This window comes from Mycobacterium sp. D16Q16 (assembly GCF_002013745.1).
GTDB lineage: Bacteria > Actinomycetota > Actinomycetes > Mycobacteriales > Mycobacteriaceae > Mycobacterium.
This window is the reverse complement of record NZ_MAEY01000019.1, coordinates 111711-124761: the sequence shown is the minus strand read 5'-3', so window position 1 is coordinate 124761 and position 13051 is coordinate 111711. Positions and strand designations below refer to the sequence as shown.

The 13051-nt window shown below is 64.5% G+C and carries 13 protein-coding genes; 10 read left to right on the top strand and 3 right to left on the bottom strand.

The window, feature by feature from the left end:
• The first annotated feature begins 1 nt into the window (after nucleotide 1).
• Nucleotides 2–1033: a methionine ABC transporter ATP-binding protein gene (locus B4394_RS18560; protein WP_078315922.1), complete on the top strand. Its 1032-nt coding sequence runs from the start codon at nucleotides 2–4 to the stop codon at nucleotides 1031–1033.
• Complete coding sequence (locus B4394_RS18555) at nucleotides 1030–1692, top strand: methionine ABC transporter permease (protein WP_078277901.1); 663 nt, start codon at nucleotides 1030–1032, stop codon at nucleotides 1690–1692. Before B4394_RS18560 ends, B4394_RS18555 begins: the two co-directional genes overlap by 4 nt.
• Here the strand turns inward: B4394_RS18555 and B4394_RS18550 are convergent, their stop codons facing one another.
• From B4394_RS18550 to B4394_RS18540, 3 genes are all read right to left on the bottom strand, one after another.
• Nucleotides 1693–2409, bottom strand: a complete 717-nt coding sequence (locus B4394_RS18550; protein WP_078315909.1) for a hypothetical protein — start codon at nucleotides 2407–2409, stop codon at nucleotides 1693–1695.
• Nucleotides 2410–2453: 44 nt separating this feature from the next.
• Nucleotides 2454–3137, bottom strand: coding sequence for an MspA family porin (locus tag B4394_RS18545; protein ID WP_078311907.1), 684 nt, complete (start codon nucleotides 3135–3137; stop codon nucleotides 2454–2456).
• Between the two features lie 62 nt (nucleotides 3138–3199).
• Complete coding sequence (locus B4394_RS18540; RefSeq protein WP_078311909.1) at nucleotides 3200–3877, bottom strand: MspA family porin; 678 nt, start codon at nucleotides 3875–3877, stop codon at nucleotides 3200–3202.
• Nucleotides 3878–4329: 452 nt separating this feature from the next.
• Between B4394_RS18540 and B4394_RS18535 the strand changes: the two genes are divergently transcribed.
• The 8 genes from B4394_RS18535 (at nucleotide 4330) to adh (ending at nucleotide 13011) form a co-directional block, all read left to right on the top strand.
• A complete protein-coding gene (locus tag B4394_RS18535; RefSeq protein ID WP_078311912.1) occupies nucleotides 4330–4896 on the top strand; it encodes an Rv2240c family protein in 567 nt (188 codons plus the stop codon).
• 29 nt (nucleotides 4897–4925) lie between these two features.
• Nucleotides 4926–5522, top strand: coding sequence for a riboflavin synthase (locus tag B4394_RS18530; protein ID WP_078311915.1), 597 nt, complete (start codon nucleotides 4926–4928; stop codon nucleotides 5520–5522).
• 94 nt (nucleotides 5523–5616) lie between these two features.
• Nucleotides 5617–6870: a bifunctional 3,4-dihydroxy-2-butanone-4-phosphate synthase/GTP cyclohydrolase II gene (locus tag B4394_RS18525; protein WP_070939561.1), complete on the top strand. Its 1254-nt coding sequence runs from the start codon at nucleotides 5617–5619 to the stop codon at nucleotides 6868–6870.
• Nucleotides 6867–7358: a 6,7-dimethyl-8-ribityllumazine synthase gene (gene ribH, locus B4394_RS18520; RefSeq protein WP_078311916.1), complete on the top strand. Its 492-nt coding sequence runs from the start codon at nucleotides 6867–6869 to the stop codon at nucleotides 7356–7358. The genes B4394_RS18525 and ribH overlap by 4 nt, the downstream gene beginning before the upstream one ends.
• A complete protein-coding gene (locus B4394_RS18515; RefSeq protein ID WP_078311918.1) occupies nucleotides 7355–7825 on the top strand; it encodes a PH domain-containing protein in 471 nt (156 codons plus the stop codon). Before ribH ends, B4394_RS18515 begins: the two co-directional genes overlap by 4 nt.
• Nucleotides 7826–7991: 166 nt before the next feature.
• Entirely contained in the window at nucleotides 7992–9980 is a 1989-nt protein-coding gene (acs, locus tag B4394_RS18510; RefSeq protein ID WP_286142111.1) for an acetate--CoA ligase, read from the top strand.
• A gap of 111 nt (nucleotides 9981–10091) precedes the next feature.
• Nucleotides 10092–11384, top strand: coding sequence for a helix-turn-helix domain-containing protein (locus tag B4394_RS18505; RefSeq protein WP_078315920.1), 1293 nt, complete (start codon nucleotides 10092–10094; stop codon nucleotides 11382–11384).
• A 103-nt stretch (nucleotides 11385–11487) separates the two neighbouring features.
• Nucleotides 11488–13011, top strand: a complete 1524-nt coding sequence (gene adh / locus B4394_RS18500) for an aldehyde dehydrogenase (RefSeq protein WP_078311919.1) — start codon at nucleotides 11488–11490, stop codon at nucleotides 13009–13011.
• Nucleotides 13012–13051 lie beyond the last annotated feature (40 nt).

Sequence of the window (13051 nt, the reverse complement as noted above, 5' to 3'; positions counted from 1 at the left end):
AATGACCGGCGCGACACCGCTCATCCGATTCGAGAACGTCAGCAAGACCTTTCGGGTGGGCAAGAAGACCGTGACCGCCGTCGACGATGTGTCGCTCGATATCGCCGCGGGTGACGTGTTCGCCATGATCGGTTACTCGGGAGCCGGCAAGAGCACGCTGGTGCGTCTCATCAACGGGCTGGAGCGGCCCAGCTCTGGTCGCGTCGTCGTGGACGGAGCCGAGGTGAGCGCGTTGGGAGAGCGTGAACTGCGGCGTCTGCGCACCGATATCGGCATGATCTTTCAGCAGTTCAATCTCTTCCGGTCCCGAACCGTCGCGGGAAACATCGCGTATCCGCTGCGGGTGGCGGGATGGACCCCCGAGAAGCGCAACGCACGGGTCGCCGAACTGTTGGAGTTCGTGGGACTCGGCGATAAGGCCAAGAGCTATCCAGATCAGCTCTCCGGTGGGCAGAAGCAACGTGTCGGCATCGCGCGGGCGCTCGCGACGTCACCGTCCATTCTGTTGGCCGACGAGGCCACCAGCGCCCTGGATCCCGAAACCACCGGTGATGTATTGCAGCTGCTGCGCGCGGTCAACGACGAGTTCGGGGTGACCATCGTGGTGATCACCCACGAGATGGACGTGGTGCGTACCGTCGCCGATCGAGTCGCGGTTCTCGCCGATGGCAGGGTTGTCGAGGTGGGAACCGTGTTCGATGTGTTCTCCACCCCCCAGAGTGAGGCGGGTAAGCGCTTCGTGGGCACCGTCTTGCAGAACACCCCCAGCGCCGCAGATGTGGCACGAATAGTCCAGCGGCACAAGGGGAGCATCGTTTCGGTCGAGATCAGCGAGGGCGTACAGATCGGCCCGGCGCTGGCACGTGCCACCGAGCTCGGGGTGCGCTTCGAGGTGGTCTACGGCGGCATCACCACGCTGCAGTCGCGTTCCTTCGGCAATCTGACGCTCGAACTCGAAGGCCCTGATGATCAAGTGGCGCAGATTATTTCGGATCTGTCGGCAGTGACAACCATCCAGTCGGTGAGGCGATGACGACGAATTGGGAGCGGCTGCGGCCACAGTTGTTCGAGGCTTTTGGTGACACCCTGTACATGGTGTCGATCACCCTGGTGGTGGGCGGCCTCATCGGCCTGGGGTTGGGAGTGTTGTTGTATACCACCAGATCCGGTGGGTTGCTGCAGAACCGGGTGCTGCACACACTCCTCAACGTGGTGGTCAACATCGTCCGGCCCATACCGTTCGTGGTGCTGATCGCCGCCCTTGGGCCGATCACGCTGGGAGTGGTGGGGACGACCATCGGCACCACGGCGGTGGTGTTCGTAATGATCGTCGCGGCATCGTTCGCGATCGCCCGCATCGTCGAACAGAATCTGGTGACCATCGACCCCGGGGTCATCGAGGCGGCGCGCGCCGTCGGCGCTGGCCCGCTGCGAATCATCCTGACGCTTTTGGTGCCGGAAGCGTTGGGGCCCTTGATTCTCGGCTACACCTTTGTGCTGATCGGGATTGTCGACATGTCCGCGATGGCAGGGTTGGTAGGCGGCGGCGGGCTTGGCGACTTCGCGATCGTGCAGGGGTATCAGCGCTTCAACTGGCAGGTGACAATCGTGTCGACCGTCATTATCATCGCGCTGGTGCAGGCAGCACAGTTCTTGGGAAACTATCTGGCGCGCAAGGCGCTTCGGCGATAGTTAGGCGGGAGGTGCCGGCACTGCCGGTGCCACCGGCGCAGGGGGCGCACCGGGTGCGGCGCCCTCGGGTGCCTCGGGCGGGGTCCAGTGCCACTGATCAGGCGCCGGACCCTGCGAGTCATCACCCAGGCCGGGGATGCGTGTGCCGGGAGGTGGGGCGGTTCCGGGCAACGGCTGGTTCAGCGACTCCTTGGTTCCTCGCCCCACGATGCCGCCTCGCCACTGGCCGTCCTGAACACCCCGCACGAGCCGCCCCAGGTAGTCGCCGCCCGAGATATCAGCGTTCTCTTCGCCGGGGTTTACCCCGTAGATCTCGCCCTTGCCGGGCTCCGCGGGCTTGAGGTTCTGCGGCAGCAGGTACTGGTTATTCAGCGCCCTGGTGTTCGGAGTGATGACCGGAGCCTCGGCGCCCGGGGCCGTCGGCGCCGCCGGTACCGGGTTCTGCCCAATCAGGTTGGGATTACCCACAATAGCGAGGTTGTTGGGTATGCCGCCGGGGCCTTGTTCGGTTCCGGATAGCGCGAGCGGGTTGCCGATTTGCGATGCCGGCGGTGGTTCTGGCGGACCGGGAGGGGCAGGGGCGGCCGCGGGCGCCGGCGCCGGGTCTGGTTCCCCGGGATCGCCGGTGGCGGTGGCCGCCGACGCGAGCAGCGCACTGGCGGCTAGAGCCGCAGCCACCCCGACCTTCACGATGGACGGACGATCGGGGTTCCTCATGGCTGCGTCTCTCCTCTGTACTGAATGTGGTTCGGACGGTCTAGCTAGACGGTCTTCGTGACGCCGTAGTACGCGACGATATCGTCGTTGTCCTTTGACGAGCTGGTCAGCACGGCGTACGAGCGCAGGAACGACTGCCCGATGCAACCGTCGATCTTGATGTGCACGTCCTTGAGAGTGATGCGCACTTCGCTGCCCTTGTATTTCTTCTTGTCGACCGAGACGTTGATGACCTCACCGGGCTGGGGGTGCACCTCGATCTGGCCCTGAATGGGCATACCGACGCTGGTGATACCGGCCGTACCGAGGCCGGCGTTGAGGCCGATGGAGCCGTTCAGCTTCACGGTGTTCAGGCTGATGCCGCAACCAATCTGGTAGCCGGCTTCCAGGGTGCCGCCGGACAGCTTGGTGCTGCCGCCGCCCTTAGCTGAGCCGGTGAACGTGCCACCGGCGAGGTATTCACGGGACGAGGTGGCGGTGGTCAGCGGCGGGATGGGCAGCTGCGTCTCATCCTTGGCGCCGACGGTCAGTACCCAGCCGTCGGGTGTCTTGACGATGCCCGGGTCCTCAGAGCCCACCACGCCATTGTCGGGCGGCGGGCCGTCCGCGGGCGGCGGGGCATCTGCCACGGGCTGCACGGGTGGTGGGTCGTCCGGGTCCGCCAGGGCGAGCGGCGCCGACGCGGCGAGCGCGCACGCGGCGGTCAGGGTGACGAGACTCTTGAACATGGGAGTGAGGCCTCTCGTGGTCTTTTGCATTGGGGTGGCTGTAAGCGTGTGGGGCATCGACGTCAGACGGCCTTGGTGATACCCATGTAGGTGACCACGTCATCGGTGTTTTCCGTTGAGCTGGTGAAGGTGGCGTATGACCGGATGAAGGACTGACCGACGCAGCCGTCGATCTTGATACGGAAACCGGTGATGGTGGTGCGCGTGGTGGTGCCCTCGAAGGTCTTCTTGTTGACCGGAACGATGGTCACCGTACCGGGCTTCAGGCCGACCTTGATCTGGCCGACGATGCCGGCGCTGGCGCTCGGGACACCCGCCATGCTGATCGATGGCTGGAGGCTGACACCACCCATGAGCTCCACGGGACCACCGGTGATGCCGCAGCCGATCTGGTACCCGGCTTCGAGTGTTCCACCAGCGAGCTTGGTCTTACCCGAACCCTTCACTCCACCGATGAACGTGCCACCGACGATGTACTCGCGTGAGGACAGCGCGGTGGTCAGTGGAGCCACCGGCAGAATGCTCTCGTCCTTAGCGGCGACAGCGAGGATCCAGCCATCCGGAGTGGGCAAGGTACCTGGCTCTGCCGAGGGCATGAAGCCAGGATCGCCAGGAGGGGGCGGCGGTGCGTCGGCCACCGGCTGGACTGGGGCCGGATCATCACCGGGTTCTGCTAAGGCGAGGGGCGCCGAAGCAGCAAGCGCGCAGACTGCAGTCAGAGTGACAAGACTTTTCAGCATGGTGCGGTAGCGCCTCTCAATTGTTGGTGATGTCCGTGTGACTTCTGTGAGGAAGCTGTCCCGACGAATGTTGGGGGTGCTGTGTTTCCAAAGGGTGAATGGACGGACAACAGTTATCGCCCAATGTCTATCCATTTCGTACGTCGGTACACACCGTTCCAACCGCGATGATTTGAAACGTGAAAAGCCTTCTGCCTCGGCGATTGTGACGAAAACCACTGGTGTCGCTACTGCCTGAGCGAGGCCGTTTGGGACTACCCGGTAGGGGTATCCAGCACACTTTTCAACGGTCAGTCGAATTTCTCTTCGTATACCAGTTGTTCAACGGTCGTTCAGACTCGTGACAATTCCGCAACTCACTATCAGATATTGGTGCTGTCACGACGCGACTCCGTATCGAATTACCGGTACGGTCACGGCCGAACAGCACCAGAGAATCTGGAGAGGAATCGATGAGGCCATTACATCTCTGCCGGAAGGCGGCGGTGCCGTCGCTGCTGGCGATCGGCATGGGGTTGGCAACACTTCCCGTGGCGTACGCCGAGCCAGATGGCCAGGATCAAGTCGAACAGCCGGCTCAGCAGACCGTTCAGGCGCCCGGCCCCGCCGTGGTGTCCGCACCTGCCCCGACCTCCGATAGCGCCGCCCCGGCAGCCATCGAGGCGTGCGCGAAGTTCGCGACGGCACTCGACTACGCGGCGACCAACTATTCCGACTTCGCCGAGAACTTGGCCGGCATGGAAGGCAACTACAGCGACGTCTACGTGAACTCGAGCAATGGCACGGGCCGGACCGCTCTCCGTGAGGCCGCATCGTTCGCCAATGAGGCGGCGAACACCCCGGAGCTGGACCCGGCGATTGCCGATCCGATGCGCTCATGGGCGACAAACGCGAACAAGCTGATGATTCTCATGGGCGTTCGTGCCTCGGTCGATGGTGTGAACGGCAAGGCGAACGACCTGAACACCGATGCGCACAATGTCCAGATGGCCTGTGCTCAGGCGGGGACGCACGCCTAACTCGGCGGCACGCGCCCTACTCTTGTTGCATGTTCACTGGAATCGTTGAGGAGCTTGGCGAGATCCTGGGTAGAGAAGATCTCGGCGACTCTGCCCGTCTCACCGTGCTCGGCCCGCTCGTTGTCGAGGATGCGAAACATGGCGACTCGATCGCCGTGAACGGGGTCTGTCTCACGGTTGTCGATGTGCGCGCCGGTGGCGTCTTCACCACCGACGTCATGGGGGAGACGCTGTCGCGGTCGAGCCTGGACAAGATCGTGACCGGCACCAAGGTCAATCTGGAGCGAGCCGCCGCCGTCAACAGCCGGCTCGGCGGGCACATCGTGCAGGGACACGTGGACGGCACCGGAGAGGTGCTCACCCGTACACCGTCGGAGAACTGGGAAGTGGTGCGCGTCTCACTGCCGGAGGCCGTGGCCCGCTATGTGGTCCACAAGGGCTCGATCACGGTGGACGGGGTGTCGCTGACCGTGTCCGGGCTGGGGCCGGACTGGTTCGAGGTATCGCTCATTCCCACCACGCTGGGGTTGACGACGCTCGGATCGGCGGTGGTGGGGACGACGGTGAATCTCGAGGTGGATGTCATCGCCAAGTACGTCGAACGCCTGCTCGAGCACCGTTCTTAGCTCCTGATTCCGCTGAGTGAGCAGCGCTCGAATCATTGAATTCCCGGTGGTTCATAATTGAGTTGCCCACACGCCCCTAACGAGAGTGGTCCCCATGACCAGGTTGGACAGCATCGAACGCGCTGTCGCCGATATCGCCGCCGGTAAGGCCATCGTCGTCGTCGACGATGAGGATCGGGAGAACGAAGGCGATCTGATATTCGCCGCGGAGAAGGCCACCCCGGAATTGGTGGCGTTTATGGTGCGGTACACGTCGGGGTACCTCTGTGTGCCGCTGGCCGGGGAGGACTGTGACCGGCTCGGGCTGCTTCCCCAATACGCGGTGAATCAGGACAAGCACGGAACCGCGTACACGGTCACCGTCGATGCGAAAAACGGTATTGGGACCGGGATTTCGGCTTCCGACCGCGCGGCGACGATGCGGCTCTTGGCCGACGCGGCGAGCGCCCCCGATGACTTCACCAAGCCAGGACACGTTGTTCCGTTGCGCGCCAAGGAAGGTGGGGTGCTGCGGCGACCCGGCCACACCGAGGCGTCCGTCGACCTGGCCAAGCTGGCCGGGCTGCGGCCGGCCGCGGTGATCTGTGAGATCGTCAGCCAGAAGGACGAGGGCGCGATGGCGCAGACCGAGGAATTACGGGTCTTCGCCGACGAGCACAACCTCGCCCTGGTTTCGATCGCGGACTTGATCGAGTGGCGCCGCAAGCACGAGAAGCACGTGGAGCGGATCGCCGAGGCGCGGATTCCCACCCAGCATGGCGAGTTTCGGGCGGTGGGTTACACGAGTATCTACGACGACGTCGAGCACGTGGCGCTGGTGCTGGGGGACATTTCCGGACCCGAGGGCGACGGAAACGATGTGCTGGTGCGCGTGCACTCCGAATGCCTGACCGGCGATGTATTCGGTTCGCGCCGTTGCGATTGCGGTCCGCAGCTGGACGCCGCGATGGAGATGGTGGCCAAGGAGGGGCGTGGCATCGTGCTGTACATGCGCGGCCACGAGGGGCGAGGCATCGGACTGATGCACAAGCTGCAGGCCTACCAGCTGCAGGATGCCGGCGAGGACACCGTAGATGCGAACCTCAAGCTCGGCCTGCCCGCCGACGCGCGCGACTATGGTTTGGGTGCGCAGATTTTGGTCGACTTGGGCGTGAAGTCCATGCGGCTGCTGACCAACAACCCCGCCAAGCGCGTGGGGTTGGACGGGTATGGGCTGCACATCATCGAGCGGGTGCCGCTGCCGGTGCGTGCCAACTCGGAGAACATTCGATACCTGCGCACCAAGCGGGACCGGATGGGGCACGATCTGGCTGATCTGGACGATCACCCCGAGGCAGACGGCGCGTGAGCGGCGGCGATGGCATCCCGTCACTGAAAGTTGGTGACGCATCGGGGCTGAGCGTGGCGATCGTTGCCAGCACCTGGCATGACCAAATCTGCACCGCGCTCCTGGAAGGCGCCAAGCGTGTCACGACCGATGCGGGCATCGACCGTCCGACGGTGGTGCGGGTACTCGGCGCCATCGAGATACCGGTGGTGGCACAGGCCCTGGCCCGTACCCATGACGCCGTTGTCGCGCTCGGAGTTGTGATCCAAGGCCAGACACCGCATTTCACCTATGTCTGCGATGCGGTGACCACCGGGCTGACCCGTGTTTCCCTGGATACCAGCACTCCGGTCGCCAACGGGGTGTTGACCGTGAACAACGAGCAGCAGGCACTCGATCGTGCCGGCCTGCCGGGGTCGTCTGAGGACAAGGGCGCTCAGGCGGCAGCCGCTGCACTGGATACCGCGCTGACGCTGCGCCGGCTCCGTCAGCCCTGGACTGAGGCGTGACCAAATCGCCGGGTGACCGTGAATGGGAGCTCGTCCTGAAACCCCACCTGTCGCCGTACTTCGTATACGCGGCTGCGTTCGTCATCGCGGCTGCGCATGTCGCGGTGGGCCTGCTGCTGAAGATCTCGCCCAATAGCGGGGTGATCTTCAAGACCTCCGACCAGGTTGGAATCGCTCTGGTGGGCTTCGTCATCGCGGGCGTGGTGCTCATGTTCGCTCGCCCTCGGGTACGCGCCGGTGCGGCAGGCATCGAGGTTCGCAATGTTTTGGGCCCCAAGCTCATTCCGTGGCCGGAGGTGGTCGGCATCTCATTTCCGGCCGGTGCGCAATGGGCGCGGCTGGATCTGGATGACTACGAATACGAGCCGATGATGGCCATTCAGGCGGTCGACAAGCAGCGTGCAGTCGACGCGATGGATGCGCTGCGCGGGCTGGTCGTCAAGTACACGGATCAATCCACGGCCTAGCCGGCTGCCGGGTGTACACGGCGGCACGTTCTCGCCGCCGTGATGTGCAGCCTTGTTGCAACCTTTCCGGCGATAACGTGCCGCCACCAATGACATAACCCGTGGGCCGCCGGCCTGGCGATTTCCCCTGCCGGGTGCTGTCAACGAGGCGACTCAAGGAGATCCGGTGCCCGCGCAAACCTCTATTCGTCACGCCAACACACCCTGCTCGGGCGTTGCCCACTATCCGCCGGCGCCGCACTTCACCGCCCAGGCCAACGCGACCGAGGAGCTGTACCCCCAGGCAGAGGCCGACAGGCTGCAGTTCTGGGCCGATCAAGCCGAAAGACTTTCGTGGCACAGCGCATTCACCGAGGTACTCGACTGGTCGAACCCTCCGTTCGCGCGGTGGTTCGTGGGTGGCGCCCTCAACGTGGCCTACAACTGTGTCGATCGGCACGTCGAGGCAGGCCACGGCGGCCGGGTGGCGATCCACTGGGTGGGTGAGCCAGCGGGCGAAGCGCGTGCCATCACGTACGCCGAGCTGAAGGACGAGGTATCCCGAGCGGCCAATGTGCTCACGGAATTGGGGGCCGTCACCGGTGACCGTGTGGTGATTTACATGCCCATGATCCCCGAGGCGATTGTTGCGATGCTGGCGTGTGCACGGCTCGGCGTCATGCACTCGGTCGTTTTCGCGGGATTCGCCGCGTCCGCGCTGCGTGCCCGCATCGCCGATGCCGGGGCCAAGATTGTCATCACCGCCGATGGTCAGTACCGGCGCGGGAAGGCGGCTCCACTCAAGGAGGCCGTCGACGAGGCGATTGTCGAGCAGCCGGGCGTCGAGCATGTTCTGGTTGTCCGCCGCACGGGTATCGCGTTGGCCTGGAACGGCTCGCGCGACTCGTGGTGGCACGAGACCGTCGGGTGCGCTTCCATCGAGCATCGCCCGCAAGCCTTCGACGCCGAGCAGCCGCTGTTCCTCTTGTACACCTCGGGCACGACGGGAAAGCCAAAGGGCATCGTGCACAGCAGCGGTGGATACCTAACACAGGCGGCGTTCACCTACAGTGCCATCTTCGATATCAAGCCGGATGCCGATATCTATTGGTGCACAGCCGATATCGGGTGGATCACGGGGCATACGTACATCGTCTACGGTCCGCTGGTTAACGGCGCCACCCAGGTGGTGTACGAGGGGACACCCGCCTGGCCAGACGAGCGTCGGCATTTCCAGATCATCGAGAAGTACGGTGTCACCCTGTACTACACCGCGCCGACGATGATTCGCACCTTCATGAAATGGGGCAGGCAGATCCCGGGCGCGCACGACCTCTCGAGTCTGCGACTGCTCGGTTCCGTAGGGGAGCCCATCAACCCGGAGGCGTGGCGTTGGTACCGGACGGTGTTGGGCAACGACACCGCACCGATCGTGGACACCTGGTGGCAGACCGAGACCGGAGCGGCGATGATCTCGCCGCTGCCCGGCGTCACCTTCTGTAAACCAGGCTCGGCGATGCGGCCGTTGCCGGGCATCTCGGCGATGATCGTTGACGACGATGGCAACAGGCTGCCCGTCGATTCCGGTGATGCCGCGCAGGGCACCGGATACCTCGTCCTCGACCAGCCATGGCCGGCGATGGCCCGCGGCATCTGGGGTGATCCGGACCGGTTCGTGGAGACTTACTGGTCACGATTCGCCGAGCAGGGTTGGTATTTCGCCGGCGACGGTGCCCGCTACGGCAGCGACGGGGAGATCTGGGTTCTGGGCCGCATCGACGACGTCATGAACGTGTCCGGCCACCGGATCTCGACGGCGGAGGTCGAGTCCGCGCTGGTGGGGCATGCCGGGGTCGCCGAGGCTGCGGTTGTCGGTGTCGCGGACGACCACACCGGCCAAGCCATCTGCGCGTTCGTCATCCTCAAGTCCCATCATGACGGCATGCCTCGGGAAGACATGGTTGGTGAATTGCGTCGCGAGGTGGCTCGCCAGATATCACCGATCGCGAGGCCGCGGGACCTGTATGTCGTGCCAGAGCTGCCTAAGACCCGTAGCGGCAAGATCATGCGCAGATTGCTCAGGGACATCGCGGAGGGGCGCGATCCCGGTGACACCACAGCGCTGGTAGATCCGGCCGTGTTCGACGCGATCCGGGTGCAGGCCAGCCCGCGGTGACTCGGCTGGCCAGCTATCTCACCTAGTTGCCCTTCCCGGCGCCGATGTCCAAGTATCGTGTCGATATCGACCGTGCCAGCGACAATGGCCAGGGCAGAGAGCTTGGAGACCGTGGCGACTACGAGAACCGCAACGCGCCACAGGGCTGTTCGTGCATCGTTGGCTTCCGTACGGGACGCGCACGACCTCTTCGTGGCGGGCCAGGTAGACGGTTCGTATCTTGAGTCGATACCTCTGTCACGGCTCGTGACCGACAGCTGGCAGCGGAGCCTGGCCACCGGGGTCGATCCCGACCGCGGGCCCGGCGAAGCGGCCGCCGCGACGCGCCTGACCGAATTGCGCAGCAGCCATCCGCTCGCCGGGGCGCTACCGGTCATCCGCCGGCTGCTGGTGGACCACGCCACCGACTCGGGTGTGCTTGTGGGGGTCACCTCGGCCGATGGCGCGCTGCTCTGGGTGGAAGGTGACCCCGGCGCCGGGCGCAAGGCGGCCACCATGAACTTCGTGCCCGGTGCTGACTGGAGCGAGCGGGCAGTGGGCACGAACGCCCCGGGTACCGCGCTCGCGCTGGATCGTGAGGTGCAGATCCGGGGCAGCGAGCACTTCTGCAGGCTGGTCCGGCCGTGGTCGTGTACCGCGGTTCCGATCCATGACCCAGTGACCGGAGCCCCTCTGGGAAGTATCGATCTCACTGGCGGTTCGGCGGTCGCCTCGGCGCAGACCCTGGCCTTGGTGCGCGCGACGGCGGTTGCCGTCGAACATTTCATCGCCCTGAACTACCCGCGATCGGGGCGGCCGGAGAGCGATACCGAACCGCGACTGACCTTGCTCGGCGCGGACCGCCCGCTTTTGCACACCGGTGATGGGCAGGACGGGATGCGCACCCACCGGCTATCCGGTCGCCATGCCGAGATCATGGCGCTCTTGCTGCGTCACCCTGAGGGATTGAGCGCCGACCATCTGGCGATGCTGCTTGACGAAAACGATCTCGACGTCGTCACGATCCGCGCGGAAATGTCACGACTGCGCCGCATCGTGGGAGACGAGTTGATCGTGTCCCGTCCCTACCGGTTGCTCACCCATGTCGACAGCGATATGGGTGATGTCTTCGCCGCGCTTCGCGCCGGGGACACTGCCAGGGCCGTCGATTGCTATGCGGGCCAGCTGTTGCCGCGGTCCGCGGCACCGGCCATCGGGAGACTGCGCCTGGAGTTGAGCGCGAGTCTTCGTGGCGCTGTACTTGCCGACGGTGATCTGCACCTGCTGCGCCGTTGGCTTGATCTTCCCGAAGCGCGCGACGACCGTGAGGGATGGCAGGCGCTGCACGACCATCGCGGTGCCGGTGCGCTCATCCAGTCTGAAGCCCGTGGCCATCTCATCGCGCTGGATTCCGATCTCGCCTGAGCGCTGTCGCCGCCGCGCGAAAGTTGCAACCGTGCTGCAACGGGCCAAAACCTACCTTCAGTGATTACCGACACATTTGTTGTCTTGAAGGTAGGAGACCACCGTGACTGTTTACGCCCGCCCGGGTGCAGAGGGATCGCTGATGACTTTCGCATCCCGCTACGAGAATTTCATTGGCGGGCAATGGGTTCCCCCAACAGCTGGGCGATATTTCGAGAACCGCACCCCGGTGACGGGGGAGGTGTTCTGCGAGATCCCGCGCTCCGGTGAAGCCGATGTCGAGAAGGCGCTCGATGCCGCACACGCCGCCGCGGACGGCTGGGCCAGGACGTCACCGGCCGATCGGGCGCTCATCCTCAACCGGATCGCTGACCGGATGGAGTCGAACCTGGAGTCCATCGCTGTCGCGGAGTCGTGGGACAACGGCAAGCCCATCCGCGAAACGCTGAACGCCGATATCCCGCTGGCCGTCGACCATTTCCGCTACTTCGCCGGTGTCCTTCGGGCGCAAGAGGGTTCGCTCTCACAGATCGACGAGGACACCGTCGCCTATCACTTCCACGAGCCGCTCGGTGTGGTCGGGCAGATCATCCCCTGGAACTTCCCGCTGTTGATGGCGAGCTGGAAACTGGCCCCGGCCATCGCCGCCGGGAACACGGTGGTACTCAAGCCCGCCGAACAAACCCCCGCGTCGATCCTGTACTTGTTCTCGCTCATCGGCGATCTCCTGCCGCCGGGCGTGGTGAACATCGTCAACGGGTTCGGAGTAGAGGCGGGCAAGCCATTGGCCTCCAGCAGCCGGATCGCGAAGATCGCGTTCACCGGCGAAACCAGTACGGGCCGGTTGATCATGCAGTACGCCAGTCAAAACCTGATTCCGGTGACGCTGGAGCTCGGTGGCAAGAGCCCCAACCTCTTCTTCTCCGACGTGATGGCTGCCGGTGACGACTTCCAGGACAAGGCCCTGGAAGGGTTCACGATGTTCGCGTTCAACCAGGGCGAGGTATGCACCTGTCCTTCGCGCAGCCTGATCCAGGCCGACATCTTCGACGAGTTCCTGGAACTGGCCGCCATCCGCACCAAGGCCATCCGCCAGGGCGACCCGCTGGACACCGAGACGATGATGGGGGCGCAGGCCTCCCACGAGCAGCTCGAGAAAATCCTGTCCTATATCGATATCGGTAAATCCGAAGGGGCACGGCTGGTTACCGGCGGCGAGCGCGCCGAACTCGGTGGCGACCTGTCGGGTGGGTACTACGTCGCACCGACGGTCTTCGCCGGGACCAACTCGATGCGGATCTTCCAGGAGGAGATTTTCGGGCCGGTGCTGGCAGTGACCTCGTTCGCCGACTATGACGATGCCATCGCCATCGCCAACGACACTCCCTACGGGCTGGGCGCGGGAGTGTGGAGCCGCGACGGCAACATCGCCTACCGCGCCGGGCGTGACATCAAGGCGGGTCGCGTGTGGACCAACTGCTACCACCAGTACCCCGCGCACGCGGCCTTCGGTGGTTACAAGCGGTCCGGAATCGGCCGGGAGAACCACAAGATGATGCTTGACCACTACCAGCAGACCAAGAACCTGCTGGTGTCCTACAGCTCCAAGGCGCAGGGATTCTTCTGACCATCGCCATCGGCGATATCACCCGAAAGCGACGTCACCC

Bases quoted from the DNA above. Each gene is read 5' to 3' on its own strand.
- B4394_RS18560 (WP_078315922.1), top strand. From the start codon at position 2: ATGACCGGCGCGACACCGCTCATCCGATTCGAGAACGTCAGCAAGACC.
- B4394_RS18555 (WP_078277901.1), top strand. From the start codon at position 1,030: ATGACGACGAATTGGGAGCGGCTGCGGCCACAGTTGTTCGAGGCTTTT.
- B4394_RS18550 (WP_078315909.1), bottom strand. From the start codon at position 2,409: ATGAGGAACCCCGATCGTCCGTCCATCGTGAAGGTCGGGGTGGCTGCG.
- B4394_RS18545 (WP_078311907.1), bottom strand. From the start codon at position 3,137: ATGTTCAAGAGTCTCGTCACCCTGACCGCCGCGTGCGCGCTCGCCGCG.
- B4394_RS18540 (WP_078311909.1), bottom strand. From the start codon at position 3,877: ATGCTGAAAAGTCTTGTCACTCTGACTGCAGTCTGCGCGCTTGCTGCT.
- B4394_RS18535 (WP_078311912.1), top strand. From the start codon at position 4,330: ATGAGGCCATTACATCTCTGCCGGAAGGCGGCGGTGCCGTCGCTGCTG.
- B4394_RS18530 (WP_078311915.1), top strand. From the start codon at position 4,926: ATGTTCACTGGAATCGTTGAGGAGCTTGGCGAGATCCTGGGTAGAGAA.
- B4394_RS18525 (WP_070939561.1), top strand. From the start codon at position 5,617: ATGACCAGGTTGGACAGCATCGAACGCGCTGTCGCCGATATCGCCGCC.